Below are 22,252 nucleotides of genomic sequence, written 5' to 3' on the forward strand. Positions count from 1 at the left end.
ATGTGGGGTTAAATGTATATAAGTCATTTAGGGTCTCTGTCATTTTTGTTTGTGGTAAAACTAAATTAACAGAATTGCCTTAGATGGCTTTTTACTTTAAGTGTTGCGCTTTGAAATTGAACTCACCTTACTAATTGTTCAATGAAACAGCAATCCCTTCGTTTTTACCGAATTCCGGCAACAATTCCATCAAGACATTGATCAACTTGCTTGAGACTCAACTGTTAAAATGCAGTATATTGTTCATATTGATACTTATTTTTACTAACTGGATTGTGTTGGCTTCGATAATATAAACACCTGAAAAACATACTTCGGATTTTATCTTGATATGGAGAAACTTGTTTGTGTCGCCTCAAGATTAGATGAATTGGTGTAATCAAACGAAAGTAAATGATCTGCAAGATTCAAAAATCTAAAAAAGTACTAACCTCAGGTGGAAGCTTTGGATATTGAGAGAATGAGTAATAAATAGATATGGGATTGCATAATAATTCTTAGTTCCGACGTAGCCCGTTATAAATTAAAGAGGTATTTAATGAAGCAGCTACTTTTTCTAATAGTTTTTGGTCTTTTGTCTTTTTCTGTCAAAGCGGAAGTTGTGAAAGTTCAAGGATACGTAACGGATATTTGGCTATTTAGCAAAAATTATACAACCTACGATGCAAATGATGTGGGTCTTGCGAATATTCATATCGATTCGCCTCAGTTGCAGCCTGCCTGTGGTAGTGGAGCCAGAAGAATAGCAATTTCTACAGATCATCCGCTATACAGCTCAGTAATGTCGATGGCTTTAACAGCAAAATCTACGCATAAAAAAATTGAAATGTGGCATTTGGGCAAGTGCACTTTAAGATCTACTTCGTGGGACTTTGGTTTAGTTCGGTTCCTTGAGTAAATTTATCAATTTGTTCGAACTTGATTTAACTACACTGTCCTTTTAATGCTTTGTTGGCGTGATAGTCAATTAATGAATTCCCAGAGATGTTAGTGAAGGAATACAGATGGTAAAAAATTTTTTTATTGCAGCCGCATTAATCATGCCGAACGTCGCACTTTGCCAAAATGCCACTGAGGAAGGCAAAATAACACAGCTAGTTGTCCACAATTCTCAGGATTCGTCGGCGATTTCGCAACGGGTTCGTGTTTCTTTGTCAGGCACAATTCAAAATGATTTTTGCTCAACTACTGGCGACTGGGTTATCAACCTCAATAACGAAGCTGCTAAAGCACAGTATTCCTTGTTGTTAACCAGTTATATGACCGGCAAAGAGGTTAAGCTGAGCGGAAATCCGAGCGCGAACTGCATTGCCGGTCAAGAAGTGGTTAGAAATATTGAATTCAAATAACAATTGAGGATAGAGCAAAACCGTATTTGTTTGGCTCTTCTCCTTCTTTTCACTGTTCGAACGCAGCTTATTGGTTTTTGAAGAGCAGGGGATAAAGCAATTACAGAATGCGCATGTCCTGGTTGCCGGAGTCGGCGGCTTTGTTTGCGAAGCCTTGGCAAGGGCAGGGATCGGCAAGCTGACTTTAATCGATCACGACAACGTGAATGCATCCAATAAGAATCGCCAGATTATCGCTTTGAACAGCACGATGGGCCGCAATAAGGCGGAGGTAATGGCAGAGCGCATTGCCGATATCAATCCAGACTGTGAAGTTATTATCAGCAAGCAATTTATCCGTCCCGATGATATGGAGACAATACTTGCACCCGGCTACGATTATGTGGTCGATGCGATTGATAGTCTGAACTGTAAGGTCGCTTTAGTCGCTACCGCCAAGCAGATGGGGCTAAAAGTGGTTTCCAGTATGGGTGCCGGTAGACGTATTGATCCCTCCAAAATCCAACTTGCCGACATTTCCAAAACCCACGGATGCGCGCTTGCCAGAAATATGCGCCAACGCCTTAAAAAGCAACGAATCAATAAAGGCGTTATGGCGGTCTTCTCAAGCGAAATCCCCAAAGCCCCAGGTCCGATGGAATCTATTGAAGGCGCTCGCGGTCGAGTCGTCAATGGTACTGCCAGCTATATGCCCGGTATATTCGGATTAATGTTGGCGGGATATGTGGTTTCTGATATCGCGACTTGATAAATTTTCGTTTGGCTTGTGCACTATTTTTATTTATTCATTCGTTGAGAAAGCAACGATTTTTTGATCTGCCTTAATTTTTGGCTATTTTACTGGCATCTAGTCTTTTGTCCGCCCTGTCTTGGTTTTATATTGCGTATAACGTTTTACATAATTTATAGCTTTCTAAGTAAATTCGATTACACGCCTGATAGTGACTATTGTGGTTAGTGGTGGGTTGGTTTTTATCTGCCGAATGAGAAAGCTGTTAAAGACTAAGGGGAAATTTATGATGCATTTAAGTCAGTTGAAAGAAATACATAAACTTTCGTTGGTGGCAGCCTTTATTCTCGCTCTGCCACAAACCGCTTCAGCAGGTTTTTTTGATAATGTTTTGGATAAGGTGCAGCAAGAGGTAGAAAATCGTGTTGATCGTAAAACGGATCAAGCGATTGATGATACTTTGGATAATGCTGAAGATTCGATTACCGGAAATAGCCAGTCTGAGCCACAAGGTTCTGATAATGCTGATGCGGGTAATGAGCCAGTTTCAAGCCCTAAAGTGAGTTGGTCAAAATTTGATTTCGTTCCCGGTGATACGGTGATTTTTGAAGATGGGCCGAGTATCGACGAAGAGAATGGCGAATTTCCATCTCGTTGGGATCTAAAAGAGGGATCGGTAGAGATCGGTGAAGTAGATGGCGCGAATGTCATCATGTTTTTGCAAGGGGGAACAATCGTTCCTTATCTGAAAAATAGCAAACAAGATTATTTGCCGGATGTGTTCACTTTAGAATTCGATGCTTTCTTTTCTCCCAAATATTCTGGACGTTATTATGTGTATTTCTATGATAAAAAGAATCAAAGATATGGAAATAACAAAACTCTGACAATTTATGTAAACAGTTTAAATTTAGGGGACTCCGATAAAACTTATCCAGGTAAGAAAAAGGGAAATTGGGATCAGAATGGTGGCTGGAGACATATATCTATCGCCTTCACCAAAGGCAAAATGAAAGCTTATATGGATGATACGCGTTTAATCAATATCCCTCATTATGAAGCGAATCCAAGTGGGATATCTATCGGAGGCGAGAACACTTCTAATGCACAAAGATTTATCAAAAACATCCGCATAGCAAAAGGTGGTGTGAAATATTACAACCGCGTATTACAAGACGGAAAAATAATTGTTAATGGTATTCGTTTTGATGTGAATAAGGCGACGTTAAAACCGGAAAGCAGCGGTCCGATCAATAAAATCTACTCTCTAATGAAAAAGCATCCTGAGTTGAAATTCCGGGTTGAAGGGCATACCGATAGTGATGGCAGTGAAAAAAATAATATGAAACTTTCACAAGCGCGTTCCGAAGCGGTGATGCAACGTTTGATTTCGATGGGAATCAGTGCTGATCGTCTACAAGCGAAAGGGCGTGGTGAAAGTAAGCCGCTGGATAATAACGCTACCCCTGAAGGTAAGGCGAACAATCGTCGGGTTGAATTTATCAAACTTTGATCCATTGTCAGGTTGACCAAAGGTGAAAAAAGCTGGTTCAGCAATGACCGGCTTTTTTGCTATTTAAAAGGTCTTTTTTAGATAAAGTCGGATGATAGAGGAAGAAATGGCGAGCTGTCTGCGCGCCATTCTTTAAAATCAAGACCACAAGTTGGCAGCAGCCTTGACGGATTCAGCGTGCTTGTGTATTAAAGCTGTAGCTTCTGAGTTGAGATAAAATAAATTCTCTAACCAAAGCTATCCGCAAACAGGTTATGAGCCCATTGCAACATGGGTTGCCAGTTGGCTTCCGATGGCTCCGGAGCAAATTTACCGACATATTTTTCCATCTGCAAAGTTCCTGCATTGTAACGCCAGATATTTCCGGCCCAGTTGACTTTGGTTTGCGTGACCGGTGCTGAACATCCCACGGTAACAATCGGTGAACCATATGGCGTTTCGCCTGCTAATATGCGCAAAATGGCATCTACGCACACTTTGGCTTCATTGTTGGCGGCTTGCCCGGCTTTGACGATCGGCGTACCCTGAGAATCACCTAAAATGTGGATAAATTCTTTTCCGGAAATCGTCGATTCGTAAGTAAGCGGGTTTACCGGTGCCCAATTCCCATCGTTCAGCCCGGCTTCAAAAATTAAATCTGCGGCTTTGTGATCTCCGATCAAATTGATTACATCGGCTTCTATCGTTTGCTCGCTGCTTTGGCCGATGACATTGCCATCGATATCTTTTTCCAGGGTTACATAAGTGATGGATTTTCCGTTCCCTTCATCATCACCGGAATTGACTCTTTGGACTTGAATGTTCCCATAGTATTCCACGCCGAATTCGTCATACAGGTCGTGGAAAGTTTCTGATTCGATAGCGATATCGGCCTGCGCATCCAATACGATTACTCGGGCATTTTTATTCTGAACTTGCAGGTAATCGGCAACCGTACTGGCCCGTTCGTAAGGTCCGGGAGGGCAGCGATAAGGGGCAGCTGGAACCTTAAGGACAAAAGTACCTCCTTCTGGGAAGTCGGCCAATTGTTGCGTAAGAAGTTGTAACTGATCTCGTCCGCTCCAGCCGTGAGGAATTTTGTCTTTATCCCAACCTTCAACATCGATAAAGCTGATACCGGGAGCGAGGATTAATCGATCATACGGCAGAGTGGTCGTGCCATCGGATAAGGTAACGGTTTTTCCGGCTGAATCTATCGCTGTTACGCTGTCTTGAAGCAGGTTGACGTTGTGCACATCTCGCAAGCGGTCGAAACTAAAATCCAAACGGTCGATTTCCAGCTGTCGGGTAACGACCATACCGCTCAGAATCGGAGAGCTGTAATTTGCATTAGGATCTATCAGGGTGACGTCAACATCCAAGCCGGATTCACGGGCCCAAAGTTTAAAATATTTAGCTGCGGTTGCACCGCCAAAGCCTCCGCCGACCACGACAATTTTATGAGGATCTGCGGCGGCTTGGATCGGTAAAGCGTTCAACCCCGCCATCCCTGCCAAAATTCCGGCCCCGGTTTTCAAGAAACGGCGACGTGACCACATCGCATGTCTAATTTCCAGATCTATAGTCGATTTTCTCATGCTCATTGCGCTCCGGAATATTCAATTTTTGGATAATAGGTTTTTAGCAGATTAACCTCGTCTTCCGTATAGCCAAGTGCGTGTACATGCATCATATTGTCCTCATAATTCAGGTCCTGATACAGTTTCATCCAGTTGCTGATCTGGCGTCCCGATCCCCACAAGTCCGGCCAGTCTCTGACTGCGACACCGTAGGTTCCGTGGCATTCAGCGCACTGAGAAGCCAACAGTCGTGCTCCAGGTGCTAAGTCCGCTGCACTTGCATCAACCGTGACTGCACTGTAATCCACGGTGGAAATATCAAAGTAAATCCCACTATTAATTTCATTATCCTGACTGGATGAATCAAAACACCCTGTTAACAATAAACTACCCGCTAGACTGATCATTGCCATACCAGCAGGTCTATACCATTTCCGATGGTTATTTTTGTGCATAAGCTTCATACTCTGTGACTCGTTTGTTCGCTGATAGTATTTATTTTATGCGTAAAAATTCACAGGCTCTTGATGCCCGTCAATAATATTGGTGAGTCTTCAAGAAGAGAGAGTTTTTGGGTAGGTGACGTCAAAAGCAATTGGTTACCGGAATTCAAATGGCTTCATTTTTATTCGTAATGAACTTGCCAGATTTTGTAACCTTCAGGAGTGGAGGTTTGCAGTTTGAGACAGGTAAGCGGTAAGTCGACAGCGGAGTTTTCAACGTATTTATCGAATTGGTATTTATGCAGAAACTCGCAAGTGACGGTTTTATCAAGAACAGCCTGCTGCACGTCTTTGTTGGAAAAGCCGATTTCCATTGCTGGTGCGACCTTAATATGTTGTGCGGCGCCCTGATTGATTACCCAGAAATTTACGCCGAGGTTTTGCGCCATGACATGTTCATTTTCAGAAAAATAGGTCGGCTGTTTCTGTGTGTCCTTATCAGCGAAATAAAACCCTGCGCCGCCGATAGCCGTCTTCACCATAATGAGCATAAATAACAGCAAAAAAGGGTGGGGGCGCACAGGCCAGTGACGGGCGAGCAGGATAGCGATGATGGGAACCAGATTATCTACGACATAGCGGATTTGCATCGGTAAGGTGAACCATGCAGCGGTTAGTGCCCATTGTCTGTCTGAGCGTTGCCACTTGTATACGAACAAAACCAAAAATCCGATAAACAGCAGTGCCAGAGGTAGGGCGAATTCGTTTTCGCTGACTTTAATGCCGGGAATGCGCATCTCACCGAAATTGAAAATATCGACCACTTCCTGAAAATACTGTCCCCCGGTCAGCCACTGCCAACCGGCCAAACCAAGCAGCATGGGAAGCAGATAGATTCGGCGCCAGATCAGCAGCGGAATCAGATAGATAAAAAACAGGTGGTAGAAGCTGACCATCAGGCATCCGAGAGTCAGATGAATGAGGCGGTCCCATTTAGGTTTGATCGGGTAGTAGGTTAAGGCAATCGCCAGGAACATCAGCACAGTTTCAAAAGTGGTCGGCCTAGCCAGTAAAAAACGTGAGCCGACCAGCCAGATAACTATCAGAACGACAAGAATCCGGGCATCTCTGTGGACGCCACGCAAATTCAGGTAGATAACCAGGGCAAGAAGGCCGATTGAGGTTGCTTGCACGATTTTAATCGCGAAGTCGCCGAAGTATTGGTAAAGCTGGCCGACAGCCCAGTCGAATCCGAACCAGGCATCGAAGTGATAAGGATAGCCGTCGAACATCTGACGATAATCGTAGTCGTATTGCCAGGCGTGTACATGGCGTAGCAGATCGTCCGACGGCATCGGAGAGAATAGCAGGGCGATGCCGACCAGAATCAGCCAGACGAAGGGGAATGAAATACTTTGTTGCGACCACTGCGGATCGTCCGGAGTATAAAAAGGTTTGCGGCCGATCCAGTAGTTACCGAGAAAGAGTGACCAGTCGTCTTGCGCTTTCTGTTTTAGCCGCTTCAACACTGATGCTAATTCCGTTCGGTCGTGCGGAAAATAAAACGTTTGATCTCCCGGCTGTGGCTGTTGATGTTTTCGGAAATCACTCCGATGGCGAAGGTGAGCAACGTCAAGACGAAGCCGCCCATACTGACGATCAGTGTCGGGAAGTGTTTGACCGCGCCGGTCATAATGAATTCGCTCAATGGAATCGCGAAAGTGACCAGTGAAAGCAGCAGTAGAAACAGACTGGCGTAGCCGTAGAACTGCAACGGTTTTTTCAATTGGTACAACCAGATCAGTTTAAACAAGATTTTTGAGCCGTCGCGGAAGGTATTCAGTTTTGAATGTGAGTCTTCCGGTCTCAAGCGATAATCGACCGGCATTTCCGTAAAAGGGGCGCCAAGGTCGAAAGCATGTACGGTTAATTCGGTTTCCACCTCAAAGCCGGAAGCGACCGATGGAAAGCTTTTCACAAAGCGCGAACTCATTACGCGTAAGCCGGAAAAAGGATCTTCCACCTGCATGTCGAAAAGCGTCGAGATCATTCTGGAAAACAGGCGGTTGCCGAAGTAGTGGCCGGCGCGGGTGTGACTGGATTTATCCTGCAAGCGATCACCGACGACCATTTCCAAGTGGTCGTGCTGCAGGCGGCGGATCATTTCCGGCAAGACGCCGACATCGTAAGTATCGTCGCCGTCTATGGTAATAAAAATGTCGGCACTGATTTCACCAAAGGCTTTTTTCAGCGCGCGGCCTTTACCGCGTCTTTGTTCGTGGCGAACGATAGCCCCGGCCGATGCGGCAAGGTCGCAGGTGTGATCGCTGGAGCCGTTATCGTAAACGTAGATTCGGCTTTCCGGTAGAACGTTGCGCACGGAGGTAACCACCTTGGCAATAGTGGCCGCTTCATTCAGGCAGGGGATAACCACCGCGATGCTTGGAGCAGAAATAGGGGTAACCGAACCGGGGGCTGCCGTACGCCTCTTTTCGTTGCTGTAGTGCCGGATTCAATGCAAACATAACCTTGTTTCACTATCGGGAAGCCATTCGCCAAATCTTCGACTGAGCTCAAAACGTAAGCTTGCGAAAATTGGCTGAATCAGCTTGTATTACTCTACTACAAATACCGGCCGGATAGATTTCAAAATTACCTTAGTGTATTTGCCTGAACTTTGATGTTTTGCTGCTGGCTGTAGAAAGTCTTTAAACATCGTTAGTAACGTTTACGGCAAGGTATGGGTAATCTTAAGAGGGATATTGAAAGATATGTATTCGTTGGAAATTTGCGGAAAAGGCGCATATAGCAAGAATGTATTTGCTCCCGATGAACGGGAGCTTTGCAGTGCTTTTTAGTGGCTGTTAAGCCAGCAGTTTTTTCAAATAGCGGCCGGTGTGCGATAGCGGGTTGGCAGCAACTTCTTCCGGTGTGCCGGTGGCGATGATCTGCCCGCCGCCGGAACCTCCTTCCGGACCGAGGTCGACCAGCCAGTCGGCGGTTTTAATCACGTCAAGATTATGTTCGATAATGACGATGGTATTGCCTTGATCGCGCAGCTGGTTAATCACTTTCAGCAGCAATTCGATATCGTGGAAATGCAGACCGGTAGTCGGCTCATCGAGAATATACAACGTATTGCCGGTATCGCGTTTCGACAGCTCTTTGGCCAGTTTGACACGTTGCGCTTCACCGCCTGATAAAGTGGTCGCGCTCTGTCCAAGACGGATATATCCCAGTCCGACATCCATCAAGGTTTGCAGTTTACGGGCAATGACCGGGATGGCATCGAAAAAGGCGCGGGCGTCCTCGACGGTCATTTCGAGAATTTCGTGGATATTTTTGCCTTTGTAATGCACCTGCAGGGTCTCGCGGTTATAGCGTTGCCCTTCGCAGACGTCGCAGGGTACATAGATATCCGGCAGGAAGTGCATCTCGACCTTTAGAACCCCATCGCCCTGGCAGGCCTCACAACGACCGCCTTTGACGTTAAAGCTGAAACGTCCCGGTGTATAGCCGCGGGTGCGCGCTTCCGGCGTGGCTGCCAGCAGTTCGCGAATCGGCGTGAACAGTCCGGTGTAGGTCGCCGGGTTGGAGCGTGGCGTACGGCCGATGGCACTCTGGTCGATATTGACCGATTTATCGAAATGCTCCATGCCGTGCAGCGCTTTATAAGGCGCCGGTAAGTGCATGGCTCCATTGAGTTGGTTAGCGGCCAGTTTCGATAGGGTGCCGTTGATCAAAGTCGATTTACCGGAACCGGATACACCGGTCACGCAGGTTAGCAATCCGGCCGGAATGTTTAAGGTGACGTCTTTGAGGTTATTACCGTGGGCGCCTTCAATCGTCAGCCATTTCTCGCCTTGCGGTTGCAGTCGGTTTTGCGGCACTTCAATGCTCTGAGTCCCTTTTAAGTATTGTCCGGTCAGGGATTGCGGGTTATCCATGATCTGCTGCGGTGTGCCTTGCGCCATAATACGACCGCCGTGTACACCGGCACCCGGTCCTATATCCAGGACGTAATCGGCGGCACGGATAGCGTCTTCGTCGTGTTCGACGACAATGACGGTATTACCGAGATCGCGCAGGTGAGTCAAAGTTGAAAGCAGGCGGTCGTTATCGCGCTGATGCAGACCGATCGACGGCTCGTCGAGCACATACATCACGCCGACCAGACCGGCTCCGATTTGCGAAGCGAGGCGGATACGTTGGGCTTCACCGCCGGATAGGGTATCGGCGCTGCGACCCAGAGTCAGGTAGTTCAAACCGACATTGACCAGGAAGCTTAAGCGGTCGTGGATTTCTTTTACGATCTTGGCGGCGATTTCGCCTTTGGTTCCGCTGAGTTTCAGGGTGTCGAAGATATCGTGCAGATCGCCGACCGGCAGATCGGTCAGAGATGGCAGAGTATAGTCGTTGATAAAGACATTGCGCGCCACTTCGTTCAGGCGTGTGCCGTGGCAACTTTCACAAGGTTTGGTGACACGGTATTTTTCCAGTTCGTCGCGCACCGCCTTGCTTTCGGTTTCCGCAAAGCGGCGTTCCATATTCGGAATGACGCCTTCAAAGCGGCGGGTATCGCTGTACTTGCCGTGCGGTAACGGAATTTTTTTACGTCCGGAGCCGAACAAAATCACGTTCTGTACGTCTTTGTTCAACTCTTGCCAAGGGGTTTCGATATCGAACTCGTAGAAGTCGGCGACCGCTTTCAGCAGATCGTAATAGTATTTATGACGGCGATCCCAACCACGAATGGCGCCACCGGCTAGACTGAGCTCCGGGTGGGTAATGACACGTTGTGCTTCGAAGCTGTCTTTTATGCCGAGGCCGTCGCAGCTTGGGCAGGCGCCGTGCGGATTGTTGAAGGAGAAGATGCGCGGTTCCAGCTCGGAGACCGCATAACCGCAATGCGGGCAGGCGAATTTTTCCGAAAACAGTAGTTCGAAATCGTCGTCTTCGTCCATCGGCATCACTTGTGCCAGACCATCCGCCAGGCGTAACGCGGTTTCAAAAGATTCCGCCAGGCGCTGTTTGATGTCGTAGCGAATTTTGAAACGGTCGACGATGACTTCAATATTGTGTTTTTTGTTTTTATCCAGCTGGATCGTACCGTCCAGTTCACGGACTTCGCCGTCGATTCGCGCGCGGATAAAACCTTGCGCCTGTAGTTCGTCAAGCAAGGTATGATGTTCGCCTTTTTTGCCGCGTACCACCGGCGCCAGCAACAGGCATTTGGTGCCTTCATCAAGTTCCAATGTACGGTCTACCATCTGGCTGACGGTTTGCGCTTCCAGATCACAGCCGTGAGTCGGACAGCGAGGCGTACCGACGCGGGCAAACAGCAGGCGCAGATAGTCGTAGATTTCGGTGACGGTTCCGACGGTGGAACGCGGGTTGTGCGAAGTGGATTTCTGCTCGATAGAGATCGCCGGGGACAAGCCTTCGATATGGTCGACATCCGGTTTTTCCATCACCGAAAGAAACTGGCGGGCATAGGCGGACAGTGATTCGACATAGCGTCTTTGGCCTTCCGCGTAGATGGTGTCGAAAGCCAGCGAGGATTTTCCTGAACCGGATAAGCCGGTAATTACGATCAGTTTGTCCCGAGGAAGGGTGACGTCGATATTTTTTAGGTTATGGGTTCGCGCCCCGCGGATTACGATTTCTTCCAGCATGCCTGTGCTTCACTTCGAGCTAACTTGAGTAAAACAGGCATTATACCAATTTTATCGATTTAAACCCCTTTGTTAGAGAGGTTTAAATCCGTCTGAAGAAAGACATGGTCGCTTCGCTAAGTGCTTAATAGAGTTCAAGTTTACCGTTGATCTGCACTTGAATCTGACTCTCGCCGGCAGCAAGTGCCGGTGCCGAGTCGGCTTTTTCCATAGCTACGCGCGCATAGGCGTATACCGGAGCGCGACTTGGAGTGTTGATATTGGTTTCGACAATCCGGTAATGCTCGGCGGCAAACTGCTCGCTGATCCATTGAGCCTTGTGGCGGAAAGCCTGAATGGCGTCTTTCAGCAAAGCGTCTTGCGCCTGGCGGCGGGTTTGCTCGGAAGCGGAAAATTGCATCGACGAGTAGCTCAGGTAAGGCGTCAATTTGGAAATAATCTGTGTAGCCTGCGCAGGGTTTTTGAAATGAATGTTCAGCTGTTGGCGACCTTGCCAATGAGAGATAATGCGGTTTTTGTCGTAATTCGGGTTGAGACTGTATTGTCCGGTCTGCACGACATAGTCATCGCTCTTCAAATCGATCGCCTTTAATGCTTGATGCATTGCTTGATCGATCTGCTTCGTGACTTCCTGAGGACTTGGGGCCTGTACCAGTTTATAAAAAGAAACATCCAAACGGTCATTGTCTACCGTCTGGCTCAGACTGACTTGAAAATGAACCTGATTGGCCGGAGTTTCATCTTCGGCTTTGACCGACTGGGCGGCGAACAGGGATAAGGATAATGCAAGAGCGATGAGTGGAAACGGCTTTGACATTATTGAATACTCCTTGAGGTTGAGGGGCGAGGGCTGGTTAAAGCTCAGTGTTTCTATCAGAATTATAACGATCCGTTTTTAGGGGGTGGTATAATTTCACGCTTCCTATAATTTCGAACCCGGCGCAAGGCTGTGAAACCTGGTCTAAGCGCATAAAAGCAGTTTAAAAGGTCCTCCCTCAATGTCTATTCCAGAGCCGAATTCCATGAGTCCGCTAGAGAGACGAGCCGCGTTTTCGATTGCCGGTATTTTCTCGACCCGTATGTTGGGTCTGTTTATGATTTTCCCGGTGTTTGCCTTGTTCGCCCAGAGCGAATTCGATGCGGTGACCGGAACCCAGATCGGGATTGCCATCGGTATTTATGGTCTGACTCAAGCGTTATTGCAGATTCCATATGGTATGTTGTCGGATCGCTTCGGGCGCAAGCCTCTGATCCTGTTCGGGATGTTTATTTTTATGCTCGGTTCGATTATCTGCGCCATGGCGGATTCAATCGAAATGATGATTATCGGCCGGGCGATTCAGGGAATGGGGGCGATTGCCGCCGTCCTGATGGCTTCGGTGGCCGATCTGGTGACGGAAAAATACCGTTTGCGCGCCATGTCGATTGTCGGTATGACCATCGGTTTGTCGTTCACTTTATCGCTGGTGGCCGGGCCGATTCTGGCGGCCTGGTTTGGCGTGCGCGGGATTTTTTGGGTGATCGCGCTACTGGCTTTGATTGGGATGGTGCTGGTGCTGTTTGCCATGCCGAAAATCGAACGACAAAGTTTCCAGCGTGAAGCCGAAGCCGATCCGTCTCAATTTAAAGCGATTCTCAGCCATCCTCAGCTGCTAAGACTCGATCTCGGTGTTTTTGCCTTGCACGCGATTTTGACCGCGATGTTTGTGGTGATGCCGTTGATTTTACGCGACTCTGCCGGTCTGGATAGCTTGCAGCATTGGCATATCTATCTGCCGGTGATGTTGCTGTCGTTTGTTCTGATGGTGCCGTTCATCATCCAGGCGGAAAGTCGCGGGCGCATGAAACAGGTCTTCGTCGGCGCGATTGCGGTGATTACCGTCGTGCAGATTCTGATGATTGAAACCCAAGCCGGTTTCTGGTCGCTGTTTTTCATTTTGCTGATTTTCTTTACCGCGTTTAATCTGCTGGAAGCATCTTTGCCGTCGCTGGTGGTGAAACAGTCGCCGGCGGATAAAAAGGGTACTGCCAGTGGCGTTTATTCGACCAGTCAGTTTATCGGTGCCGCCATCGGTGGTGCTCTGGGTGGCTACTTTTATCACCATTACGGTTATAATGGCGTTTTCGTTTTGACGACTGTTCTGGGCGTTCTGTGGCTATTGGCCGCCGCTACGATGGAAAAGCCGATGCCGTTGAGTATCGCGTCGGTTCCAGTCGGTGAAGTGACTGATGAAGAAGTGGCTGAATTGCAAGCAAAATTAATGGCTTATGACGGCGTGTATGAAGCCGTAATTCGCAGCGATGAACAGCGAGCTTATTTTAAAGTTGATCGAAAAGTAGTCGATGAAGAAGCCCTAATCGATTATATTGAACAGTCTAGAGCTTAAACTTATTTGGATGAGAAGAGAGTAAAGTATGCGTGGTGTAAATAAAGTCATTTTAGTCGGAACCCTTGGGCAGGACCCAGAGGTGAAATATGCGGCTAACGGAAATGCGATTGCCAACCTGAGTGTCGCCACCAGTGAAGAGTGGAACGATAAAAACACCGGGCAAAAGCAGCAGAAAACCGAATGGCACCGCGTGGCGATTTTTGGAAAGCTGGCTGAAATTGCCGGACAATATCTGAAAAAAGGTTCTCAGGTTTATCTGGAAGGCAAACTGCAAACGCGTAAATGGCAGGATCAGAATGGTCAGGATCGCTACACTACCGAAGTGGTGTTAAGCGGCTTCGACAGCAATATGCAGATGTTGGGCGGCGGCCAGCGTCAAGGCGATGCGGCTTTCGATAACGCATACAACCAGGGGATGCCTCAGCAGCCGATGCAAAATAATATGTCTGCACCGCAGAACAATTACCAAGGCGGCGGTTATCAACAACCGATGCAGAATCGTGCTCCGGTGCAAAATCCTTCACGCCCTATGCAGGGTTCGCCAAATAATGTGGGTGGCTACGGTGGAGCTCAGCAGCCAAGTCCGCAACCGATGGGTGGTCAGCCGCAAAGAGCGCCGGCGTATGTGCCGAATGATTTCGACGACGATGATGTACCTTTCTAGGATTTGAGTCGTTGTTTAGTTAAAAAAGCCCCGTTTATCGGGGCTTTTTTGTAGAGAGAAGTCAGAAAATAGCCGGTTAATGGCTGGCCATATGTTCACAGCAGTTAGGCCCCCATTTTTTGAGAGATGCGGTAGCGGCGGCGATGGCTTTTTCCGGCAGTTGCAGATAACTGATAGCATGGGCGATCGATTCTTTCAACTCCGGGGTCTCGTAATGATCGGAGAATTCTCTGAATACCAGACCGTTCGACAATTGGATCAATGCCACCATACTGGCAACTCTGGCATCGTACTCGGTAAGCGATTCCAGCTGCTTGGTATGATGCAGCAAAATGCTTTTACACAGCAAATCTCCGAGATGCCATTTGCGCGAGATCAAGCTCCCGAGATAGGTGTGTGCCGTCTGGTAATGATTTAGTTCCCGGTCGTAAGCCATAAAGGGTTCGGTGAGTTGAGTATTCAAAAAAGTTGCAATGTATTCATCGTCGAACTGGCTCAGATAGAGCGCGCCGATATCTTGTAGAAAGGCCACCAGGTAGGTTTCACAACGCGGTAGTTCATTGATCCAGTAGGAGAGTTCGGAGGCGGCAATCGCCGCCCGCTTGGAACGCATAATCAACTTTCGGTCACTGTCGTCTTTAGGGAGGTTCTTTTGCAGGTAGCTCATCAGGAACAGTTGACGGATTTCTTGAAGACCCAGCAGGTTAACGGCGGCTCTGGCGTCGAAAATCAAGTCATCCTCCTCGCGCCGTAAGACTCGATTGGTAATAGCGAGGAATTCGCCTAGCAGTTCGGGATGCTTGCTGATGATATTGGCAATCTCGACCATATTCGGAGTTTCAGCCTGCATGGCTTCTTCCAGTTCGAATACTTCAATCGGGAGGCTTTTGGTTTCAATCGATTTCAGTATTTCCCCTGCATTATGCATGCCTGTTTTGATATCGGTTTTCAAATTCGGTTTCCTCAAGCGTATTGCAGACTGGCTATATGCTCCTGCCGATTGTTAATATGCTTCTTGGCGGGCACTTTTCTGCTTAACGGGTATTAACGGCCGTTCACCGTCAAACTTGATTATTAAGTTGGGCGGTTTAAATTTGTCGTAAAGGTTGTTAAAGTCTTAATAAAGAAGACGTTCTTTTTTGGCGTTCAGCCAATTCATTTCAAAAACTCAAAGGTCGCTTATCTCTAGTCAAGCAAAGGAAAACAATACTTCTGCTGATGAGGACGGAATCTATATCGCTCTGATCAGTGTTCATGGATTAATTCGGGGACGTGATCTCGAACTGGGAAGAGATGCGGACACCGGAGGTCAAACCCTGTATGTCGTCGAGCTGGCCCAGGCTCTCTCTGTCAGACCAGATGTAAAAAAGGTCGAACTGTTTACCCGACTCGTGCGTGATGATTCTGTTTCGTCGGATTATGCCGAGCATTACGAGCAGTTGAATGACAAGTTACAGATCGTGCGGATTGAAGCAGGAGCGGATGAATATCTTCCCAAAGAACAGTTATGGGATCATCTGGATGCATTTGCCGATAACATGGCCGCCTATTTCCGCCGGCAAAACTGTTTCCCGGATATCCTGCACAGCCATTACGCGGATGCAGGCTATGTCGGTTCTCTCTTAACTCACTGGTTGTCGATTCCCCTGATTCATACCGGCCACTCTCTCGGGCGGGTCAAACGTGCCAGACTGATTGCCAGCGGTTTGCATAATGACGAGATCGAATCCCTCTACAACATGTCTCGTCGTATCGATGCGGAAGAGCATACTCTGGCATCGTCGGAACGCGTGATTACCAGCACATATCAGGAAATCGAAGAGCAGTACGAAGTTTACGATTACTATCAGCCGGAACAGATGCGGGTACTGCCGCCAGGCGTTAATCTGGATAACTTTACCCCTCCGCTCGGGAATGAATTGAATTCGAATCTGTTTGCCCGACTGATCGCTCACCTCAAAGAGCCGGATAAGCCAATTATTCTGGCGCTGTCCCGTCCCGATACGAGAAAAAATATTGCCTCTCTGATCGAGGCATTCGGCTTGTCGCAATCGCTGCAAGACAAAGCCAATCTGGTGATTGTTGCCGGCAATCGTGATGATGTCGAAGATCTGGAATCCGGTGCGAGACAGGTTTTTCACGAGCTTTGGGCGATGATCGATCGCTACGACCTGTATGGCAAAGTGGCTCTGCCCAAACATCACAGCCGGGATGAAGTGCCGATGATCTACCGCATAGCCGCGGCGTCGGGCGGTGTGTTCGTCAATCCTGCATTGACCGAGCCGTTTGGGTTAACCTTGATTGAAGCTGCCGCTTCCGGTGTGCCGATTGTCGCGACCGAAGATGGTGGTCCGAGAGATATTATCGCCAACTGTCGCAACGGGCTACTGATCGATCCTTTGGAGCCGCGAACCATTACCGATGCATTGCAATCTTTGCTGGATTCGCCGCAAACCCGTCGTGATATGGTTCGGCAGGGGCTGACAGGGGTAAAAGAACACTACTCATGGCAGGCGCACGCCGAGCGCTATTTGCAAGAAATTTATCCAATTATTAAACAGGCCGAACGCCTCCCTAGACGGCCGGTTTCGCGCAGAAGCGAACTCTATAAGGATCGTGCTTTCGTCAGCAGTCTCGATCAGAATTTGATGGGTAGTCCCGAGGCGTTGCAGGAAATGCTGCGCCTGTTAAAGGAAAATCGTAAAACGACGCTGTTTATCATTGCCACCGGACGACGTCTCGATTCGGCGTTGCGCCTTTTGAAACATCATGCTATCCCCGAGCCGGATGTGCTGATTAGCGGCAGTGGTACGGAAATTCATTACGCACCGGATTTAACCAAGGATACAGCCTGGGAAAAACACATTGATTTCCACTGGACGCCGCATCAGGTCCGATCTTTGTTGGATGATGTGCCTGGCTTGGCTCGGCAGGCGAAATCGGAGCAGTCGCATTTTAAAATCAGTTATCTGGTCGATACCCGCCAGCTCAACCCGGAGGATCTGGTCGGTCAGCTGCACCAGGAAGAGCAGACGGTTACGGTCCAGTTTTCCTTTGGACAATACCTGGATATTCTGCCGATCAGAGCGTCCAAGGGGATGGCTTTGCGCTATGTCGTCGATCGCTGGCAGATTCCTCTGGAAAGAGTGCTGGTGGCCGGTGGTTCCGGTTCGGACGAGGATATGATGCGCGGCAACTCTCTGGCGGTAGTGGTTGCAAACCGTCACGATGAAGAACTGTCGCAGTTGACCGATCTGGATCGTATCTATTTTGCAAAAAACAGTTATGAAAAGGGCATTCTGGAAGCTTTCGAATATTACGACTTTTTCGGACAGTGTCGTTCACCGCAGGAGGAGGAATGAATATGAGGCCGATTCTACTCTGTACCGATATGGATCGAACGTTGATTCCAAACGGTCTGCAAGCGGAATATCCTCCGTCTCGTCGCCGTTTTACCGATTTTTGCTCGCTTTCCGAAATAACGTTGGCGTATGTTACCGGGCGGGATATCGCACTACTGGAAGAGGCGATAGCCGAATTTAATCTGCCTGTCCCTAACTATGCGATTACCGATGTCGGTAGCAAAATTTACCGTAATTCCGATGGACGCTGGTCGGAGCTTGCCGAATGGGAGGCCGAGATTGGCAATGCCTGGAAAAAGGTAAGCCGAGAAGAGATTGTGACAAATTTATCGGGTATTGAGGGTCTGAAATTGCAGGAAAGCAGTAAACAGAATACCCATAAGGTCAGCTATTACGCCGATCTTGATTTTGCCTCGGCGGATTTCTATTTAAACGCCGCAGAATCTGCGCTGCGGCCCCTGCAAATTGACAGTAGTTTGATCTGGAGTGTTGATGAAACCCGGCATCAGGGATTGCTGGACGTTTTGCCGGCAAATGCGACCAAACTGCATGCAATTGAATTCTTACACGCTCTGTTGGGTGTTCATGCCGAGCGCCTTATATTTGCCGGCGACAGCGGTAACGACCTGCCGGTGTTGACCAGCCCGGTTCCTTCGGTTCTGGTAGCGAATGCGACTGACGAAATCAAATCTCAGGCTGAGAGGCTGGCTGTGGAAAACGGCTGTCGGGAACAGCTTTTTGTGGCCAAGAATGATGAGCTTAACCGAGGCAATTATTCCGCCGGAATTCTTCAGGGCGTGGGCCATTATTTTCCAGATAGCAGAGAAATATTAACAGAATGGAGTGCATTCTATGAGTGAGTCGGGAATCACTATTTTCGGAGAAGTGTTATTCGATTGTTTTCCGAATGGAGAGCAAATTCTCGGCGGCGCTCCTTTTAATATCTGTTGGCATCTGCAAGCTTTCGGAGATAAACCGGTATTCATTTCTCGGGTTGGTGAGGATTCTCTGGGAGCGGCGATCATAAAAAAAGCCGCTGACTGGGGAATCGCGACGGAAAATATCCAAATCGATCAATCTCATCCGACTGGCAGGGTCGAAGTGGCGTTGATCGATAATGAACCGCACTACGAGATTACCCCGGATAGCGCCTACGACTTCATATGCAGCGAAGAAGTGATATTGGAACAGCCGCGAGGAATTCTTTATCACGGTTCTTTGGCATTGCGAAGTGATTATGCGCGCGAGCAGTTCGATCGAATGGTTTCAGCCGGAGATTGGGCCATTTTCCTGGATGTGAATCTCCGGGCGCCGTGGTGGACAAAAGAAGCTCTGTTTACTTGGTTGGAGCGGGTCAGATGGGCCAAGCTGAATATTGATGAGTTGCATCAGTTGGGCTTTGCAGAATCGGATGTTCGGATGGCAATGCAGGCTTTCCGGAAACGTTTCGCTTGCGAGCAGGTCATAGTGACACTCGGTGAAGAAGGGGTTGCGGTTTTGACTCCGGACGGGTTTTACCGGCAAACACCGCAGGCACTTGATCAATTCGTCGATACCGTCGGGGCGGGAGATGCGTTTACGGCGGTGTATATTCACGGGTTGCTTCAAAACTGGCCGATTGAGGAGGTCTTGTTCCGTGCTCAATCATTCGCCGGCCGGGTAATCGGTTTACGCGGAGCAACATGTGACGACATGCATTTTTATGCCGGTATGGCGGACTAGATCGCTTAGGGTTCAATATTCAGGCTTTTACGGAAATTCCGGCCATTTTTTAACATATTTTTGACTCAAATTAGCTAACCGAATCTGGGGTACCTTATGTACGAGCAAATTTCTCATTCGCTTTTGAACGATATTCTGAATCAGATCAAACCGGATATCTATGAGGAAGATCTAAGGCATTTTTATACTCGTCTGGGGGCGAATTTTTACGCGATTCATGGCCTGTTTGAGCAGCTGTACGGTAAACGCGCGGATTTTGAAAAGCAGGCGTTGAGGCTGGTTGAAACGATGGCTCGCAAGTACATCAAGCGACCGGATGAGTTGAAAGAGTTGGATATTGCCCGCGAAAAGGACTACAACTGGTTTCTCAGTCAGAAATGGGTCGGGATGGCACTGTATGCCAACGGCTTTGCCGACAACTTGAAGGGGATGAAAGAACATCTGCATTATTTCCAGGAACTGGGAGTGAATATGGTGCACATCATGCCAATTATGAAATGCCCTGAAGGGCGTAGTGACGGTGGTTATGCGGTCAGTGACTTCCGGATGATCGACGAACGTATCGGTTCATTGGATGACTTAAAAAGCCTGTCGGAATCCATGCGGACGCGCGATATTTTGCTGGCATTGGACGTGGTGTTGAATCATACCTCCGACGAACACGAGTGGGCGCAGAAGGCGCGGCAAGGCGATCCAACCTATCAGGATTATTACTATACTTTCGAAACCCGCAATATTCCCGATATGTTTGAAGAGAGCATGCTGGAAGTGTTTCCGGAGACCTCTCCGGGTAACTTTACCTGGGATGAAGAAATGCAGCGCTGGGTAATGACGGTATTCAATAATTACCAGTGGGACCTGAACTACAATAACCCGGCGGTGTTTATCGAAATGCTCGATGTTATTCTGTATTGGGCGAATCAGGGGGCGGATATTCTTCGTCTGGATGCCGTGGCGTTTTTGTGGAAAAAGCTCGGCAGTACCTGTCAGAACGAATACGAAGCTCATCTGATTCTGCAGTTGTTGAAAGATTGTTGTCAGGTAACTGCACCGGGGGTACTGTTTATCGCCGAGGCAATTGTGGCTCCGTCGGAGGTCACGAAATATTTCGGTGAAGACGCGGTGATTGCCAAGGAGTGTGAAATTGCCTATAACGCAACTTTCATGGCTCTGCTGTGGGACGCAGTTGCGACCAAAAATGCCAAGCTATTGAATCAAGGGATCAAGAGTTTACCGGTTAAACTCGAACGTGCCACCTGGCTGAACTATGTACGCTGTCACGATGATATCGGTCTCGGCTTCGACGACTATGATATTGCGCAGGCCGAATACAATCCGCAATCGCATCGCAAGTTCCTGATCGATTATTTAACCGGCAAGTTCGAGCATTCCCATGCTCGAGGGTTACCCTTTGCGGAGAATTTTAAGACCGGGGATGCGCGAATTTCCGGTTCTCTCGCCTCATTGGTCGGTCTGGAATACGCTCTCAAGAACGATGACCAGCCTGCGCAGAAAGATGCCGTTAAAATTATCCTGTTACTGCACAGTATGATTCTCTCCTTCGGGGGGATTCCCCTGCTGTATTACGGTGATGAAATCGGTACTGTGAACGATGACTCCTATCTTGAAGATCTTAACAAGATGGATGATAACCGCTGGGTGCATCGGCCGCATATCAATTGGCAAAAGGCCGACCTGCGCAATACGCCGGATACGGTCGAGTATGAAATATTCAGTGCCTTGAAGAAAATGATCAGCGTGCGTAAGGATGTTGAGGCGTTTGCCGATTTCAATAACCGTGAGTTGATCGATGTCGGCAATCCGAACCTGTTCGTTTTCAATCGTTATAACCGGGAAAAGTACAACGATCAGGTACTGGTGGTCGCTAATTTTAACGGCAGTCCGCAAAAGCTCGCTCTGTCGGATGTTATGCCTCTGTCTCAATTCCGCGATTGCCAGTTTCTGGATCTGTACAGTCGCCGCCAGCCGGAAACTTATAACGGAACTTTGGTGGTTCCGGGGTTTAGTTTCTACTGGTTGACGTCCATCTAAGCGTTCGCCCGAACGGTTTCCTTAGGGAGACGGTTCGTCGGTAAAGTTTTCTACAGTTTTCTGCCATCTGCCGTTACATGCATATAGAGGTAGATAAGATGAAAAACACTCCGACAGCCGAATCGTCGCTGCAGTATTTTTACAACCGCTTAAAAGCGCGCAGTCACGCAGTAGAGCGTTATGCTCAAAGTCATCAGATGAAAGAACCGGTGAATTTCTGTGATATTGATAGCTTTTTTCGCGCTTTGATGACGCAGAATATTTTTCTGTTTACGGTCGGTGTAAACGGCAAGCGCGAGTCGACGATTTTGTCGAAGGCGATTTTCAGCATGAATCGTGTGGTGCGAATTTATTACAGTACCAGTTTCGATGATACCGAGAGTGGTTTTATTCGTATCCGCCCGGATGACGATGAGGATATTATTTTAGTTGAACGCCTGCACGGCTATCGGGCTCAGCCGGAAGTCTTGTATGCCAGTCCGTATTCGAGTCATGTTATCCGTTTCATGATCCGCTGGTTGATTCGACGGATTGATTGGAGCAAAACCAAAATCGATAATCTCGATTTACAGAAATATCTGCCGAAGAAGAACTCAAAAAACAAGATGGGTAAGTTGAACGGGGATGATGCATTTGAAATGCAAAATAACCCGGGAGAAATGGAGGCCAGTCATGCAGAGTAAATTGAAATTTAAATTAAGTTGCCACGGAATTTGTACCGGCCTGATGAAGCTGGGTCGACTGTGGTTCCACTCATTGGAAGAAGTGTATCGTTTTTAAAAACAAATCAGCC

At 48.1% G+C, this 22,252-nt stretch carries 18 protein-coding genes; 11 read left to right on the forward strand and 7 right to left on the reverse strand.

Features of this window, described 5'->3' with window-relative positions; all coding sequences use genetic code 11:
* Positions 1-538 precede the first annotated feature (538 nt).
* The 4 genes from H8792_RS11340 to H8792_RS11355 all read left to right on the forward strand — a co-directional run bounded on the left by H8792_RS11340 (position 539) and on the right by H8792_RS11355 (position 3,592).
* Positions 539-898, forward strand: a complete 360-nt coding sequence (locus H8792_RS11340; RefSeq protein WP_185979083.1) for a hypothetical protein — start codon at positions 539-541, stop codon at positions 896-898.
* Between the two features lie 106 nt (positions 899-1,004).
* Positions 1,005-1,349 (forward strand): hypothetical protein, encoded by a 345-nt coding sequence (locus H8792_RS11345; protein ID WP_185979084.1) that lies wholly within the window; start codon positions 1,005-1,007, stop codon positions 1,347-1,349.
* A gap of 70 nt (positions 1,350-1,419) precedes the next feature.
* On the forward strand, positions 1,420-2,097 hold the full coding sequence (locus tag H8792_RS11350) for a tRNA threonylcarbamoyladenosine dehydratase (protein WP_228767105.1): 678 nt from the start codon (positions 1,420-1,422) through the stop codon (positions 2,095-2,097).
* A gap of 268 nt (positions 2,098-2,365) precedes the next feature.
* A complete protein-coding gene (locus H8792_RS11355; RefSeq protein ID WP_185979085.1) occupies positions 2,366-3,592 on the forward strand; it encodes an OmpA family protein in 1,227 nt (408 codons plus the stop codon).
* A gap of 227 nt (positions 3,593-3,819) precedes the next feature.
* Here the strand turns inward: H8792_RS11355 and H8792_RS11360 are convergent, their stop codons facing one another.
* The 6 genes from H8792_RS11360 to H8792_RS11385 form a co-directional block, all read right to left on the reverse strand.
* The gene (locus H8792_RS11360) at positions 3,820-5,169 is read right to left on the reverse strand and encodes an FAD-dependent oxidoreductase (RefSeq protein ID WP_185979086.1); all 1,350 of its coding nucleotides are present in this window, start codon (positions 5,167-5,169) and stop codon (positions 3,820-3,822) included.
* 2 nt (positions 5,170-5,171) lie between these two features.
* Positions 5,172-5,606, reverse strand: coding sequence for a c-type cytochrome (locus tag H8792_RS11365; protein ID WP_185979087.1), 435 nt, complete (start codon positions 5,604-5,606; stop codon positions 5,172-5,174).
* A gap of 170 nt (positions 5,607-5,776) precedes the next feature.
* Positions 5,777-7,123, reverse strand: coding sequence for a hypothetical protein (locus tag H8792_RS11370; protein ID WP_185979088.1), 1,347 nt, complete (start codon positions 7,121-7,123; stop codon positions 5,777-5,779).
* A 5-nt stretch (positions 7,124-7,128) separates the two neighbouring features.
* Positions 7,129-8,028: a glycosyltransferase family 2 protein gene (locus tag H8792_RS11375; RefSeq protein ID WP_185979089.1), complete on the reverse strand. Its 900-nt coding sequence runs from the start codon at positions 8,026-8,028 to the stop codon at positions 7,129-7,131.
* Positions 8,029-8,458: 430 nt separating this feature from the next.
* On the reverse strand, positions 8,459-11,269 hold the full coding sequence (uvrA, locus tag H8792_RS11380) for an excinuclease ABC subunit UvrA (protein WP_185979090.1): 2,811 nt from the start codon (positions 11,267-11,269) through the stop codon (positions 8,459-8,461).
* A 124-nt stretch (positions 11,270-11,393) separates the two neighbouring features.
* The gene (locus tag H8792_RS11385; protein WP_185979091.1) at positions 11,394-12,086 is read right to left on the reverse strand and encodes an SIMPL domain-containing protein; all 693 of its coding nucleotides are present in this window, start codon (positions 12,084-12,086) and stop codon (positions 11,394-11,396) included.
* 205 nt (positions 12,087-12,291) lie between these two features.
* Here H8792_RS11385 and H8792_RS11390 point away from each other — a divergent pair, with 205 nt between their 5' ends.
* A complete protein-coding gene (locus tag H8792_RS11390) occupies positions 12,292-13,656 on the forward strand; it encodes an MFS transporter (protein ID WP_228767106.1) in 1,365 nt (454 codons plus the stop codon).
* A gap of 28 nt (positions 13,657-13,684) precedes the next feature.
* Positions 13,685-14,323 (forward strand): single-stranded DNA-binding protein, encoded by a 639-nt coding sequence (gene ssb, locus H8792_RS11395; RefSeq protein ID WP_185979093.1) that lies wholly within the window; start codon positions 13,685-13,687, stop codon positions 14,321-14,323.
* A gap of 76 nt (positions 14,324-14,399) precedes the next feature.
* Here the strand turns inward: ssb and H8792_RS11400 are convergent, their stop codons facing one another.
* Positions 14,400-15,275 (reverse strand): HDOD domain-containing protein, encoded by an 876-nt coding sequence (locus tag H8792_RS11400; protein ID WP_185979094.1) that lies wholly within the window; start codon positions 15,273-15,275, stop codon positions 14,400-14,402.
* A 229-nt stretch (positions 15,276-15,504) separates the two neighbouring features.
* Between H8792_RS11400 and H8792_RS11405 the strand changes: the two genes are divergently transcribed.
* The 5 genes from H8792_RS11405 (at position 15,505) to H8792_RS11425 (ending at position 22,142) form a co-directional block, all read left to right on the forward strand.
* Positions 15,505-17,685 (forward strand): HAD family hydrolase, encoded by a 2,181-nt coding sequence (locus H8792_RS11405; protein ID WP_185979100.1) that lies wholly within the window; start codon positions 15,505-15,507, stop codon positions 17,683-17,685.
* A 2-nt stretch (positions 17,686-17,687) separates the two neighbouring features.
* The gene (locus tag H8792_RS11410; RefSeq protein ID WP_228767107.1) at positions 17,688-18,545 is read left to right on the forward strand and encodes an HAD-IIB family hydrolase; all 858 of its coding nucleotides are present in this window, start codon (positions 17,688-17,690) and stop codon (positions 18,543-18,545) included.
* Entirely contained in the window at positions 18,538-19,407 is an 870-nt protein-coding gene (locus tag H8792_RS11415; RefSeq protein WP_185979096.1) for a carbohydrate kinase family protein, read from the forward strand. The genes H8792_RS11410 and H8792_RS11415 overlap by 8 nt, the downstream gene beginning before the upstream one ends.
* A gap of 96 nt (positions 19,408-19,503) precedes the next feature.
* A complete protein-coding gene (locus H8792_RS11420) occupies positions 19,504-21,459 on the forward strand; it encodes an alpha-amylase family glycosyl hydrolase (protein ID WP_185979097.1) in 1,956 nt (651 codons plus the stop codon).
* A gap of 98 nt (positions 21,460-21,557) precedes the next feature.
* Positions 21,558-22,142 carry a hypothetical protein gene (locus H8792_RS11425; protein WP_185979098.1) on the forward strand — a complete coding sequence of 195 codons (585 nt, stop codon included), beginning with the start codon at positions 21,558-21,560 and terminating at the stop codon, positions 22,140-22,142.
* The last annotated feature ends 110 nt before the right edge of the window (positions 22,143-22,252 follow it).

Origin of the sequence: Thiomicrorhabdus heinhorstiae (assembly GCF_013391765.2) — a bacterium.
Lineage (GTDB): Bacteria > Pseudomonadota > Gammaproteobacteria > Thiomicrospirales > Thiomicrospiraceae > Thiomicrorhabdus > Thiomicrorhabdus heinhorstiae.

Excerpts from the sequence above, each read along its gene's own strand:
- H8792_RS11385 (WP_185979091.1), bottom strand. The coding sequence starts at position 12,086 with ATGTCAAAGCCGTTTCCACTCATCGCTCTTGCATTATCCTTATCCCTG.
- ssb (WP_185979093.1), top strand. The coding sequence starts at position 13,685 with ATGCGTGGTGTAAATAAAGTCATTTTAGTCGGAACCCTTGGGCAGGAC.
- uvrA (WP_185979090.1), bottom strand. The coding sequence starts at position 11,269 with ATGCTGGAAGAAATCGTAATCCGCGGGGCGCGAACCCATAACCTAAAA.
- H8792_RS11425 (WP_185979098.1), top strand. The coding sequence starts at position 21,558 with ATGAAAAACACTCCGACAGCCGAATCGTCGCTGCAGTATTTTTACAAC.
- H8792_RS11415 (WP_185979096.1), top strand. The coding sequence starts at position 18,538 with ATGAGTGAGTCGGGAATCACTATTTTCGGAGAAGTGTTATTCGATTGT.
- H8792_RS11345 (WP_185979084.1), top strand. The coding sequence starts at position 1,005 with ATGGTAAAAAATTTTTTTATTGCAGCCGCATTAATCATGCCGAACGTC.
- H8792_RS11340 (WP_185979083.1), top strand. The coding sequence starts at position 539 with ATGAAGCAGCTACTTTTTCTAATAGTTTTTGGTCTTTTGTCTTTTTCT.
- H8792_RS11360 (WP_185979086.1), bottom strand. The coding sequence starts at position 5,169 with ATGAGAAAATCGACTATAGATCTGGAAATTAGACATGCGATGTGGTCA.
- H8792_RS11410 (WP_228767107.1), top strand. The coding sequence starts at position 17,688 with ATGAGGCCGATTCTACTCTGTACCGATATGGATCGAACGTTGATTCCA.
- H8792_RS11355 (WP_185979085.1), top strand. The coding sequence starts at position 2,366 with ATGATGCATTTAAGTCAGTTGAAAGAAATACATAAACTTTCGTTGGTG.
- H8792_RS11365 (WP_185979087.1), bottom strand. The coding sequence starts at position 5,606 with ATGCACAAAAATAACCATCGGAAATGGTATAGACCTGCTGGTATGGCA.
- H8792_RS11390 (WP_228767106.1), top strand. The coding sequence starts at position 12,292 with ATGAGTCCGCTAGAGAGACGAGCCGCGTTTTCGATTGCCGGTATTTTC.
- H8792_RS11420 (WP_185979097.1), top strand. The coding sequence starts at position 19,504 with ATGTACGAGCAAATTTCTCATTCGCTTTTGAACGATATTCTGAATCAG.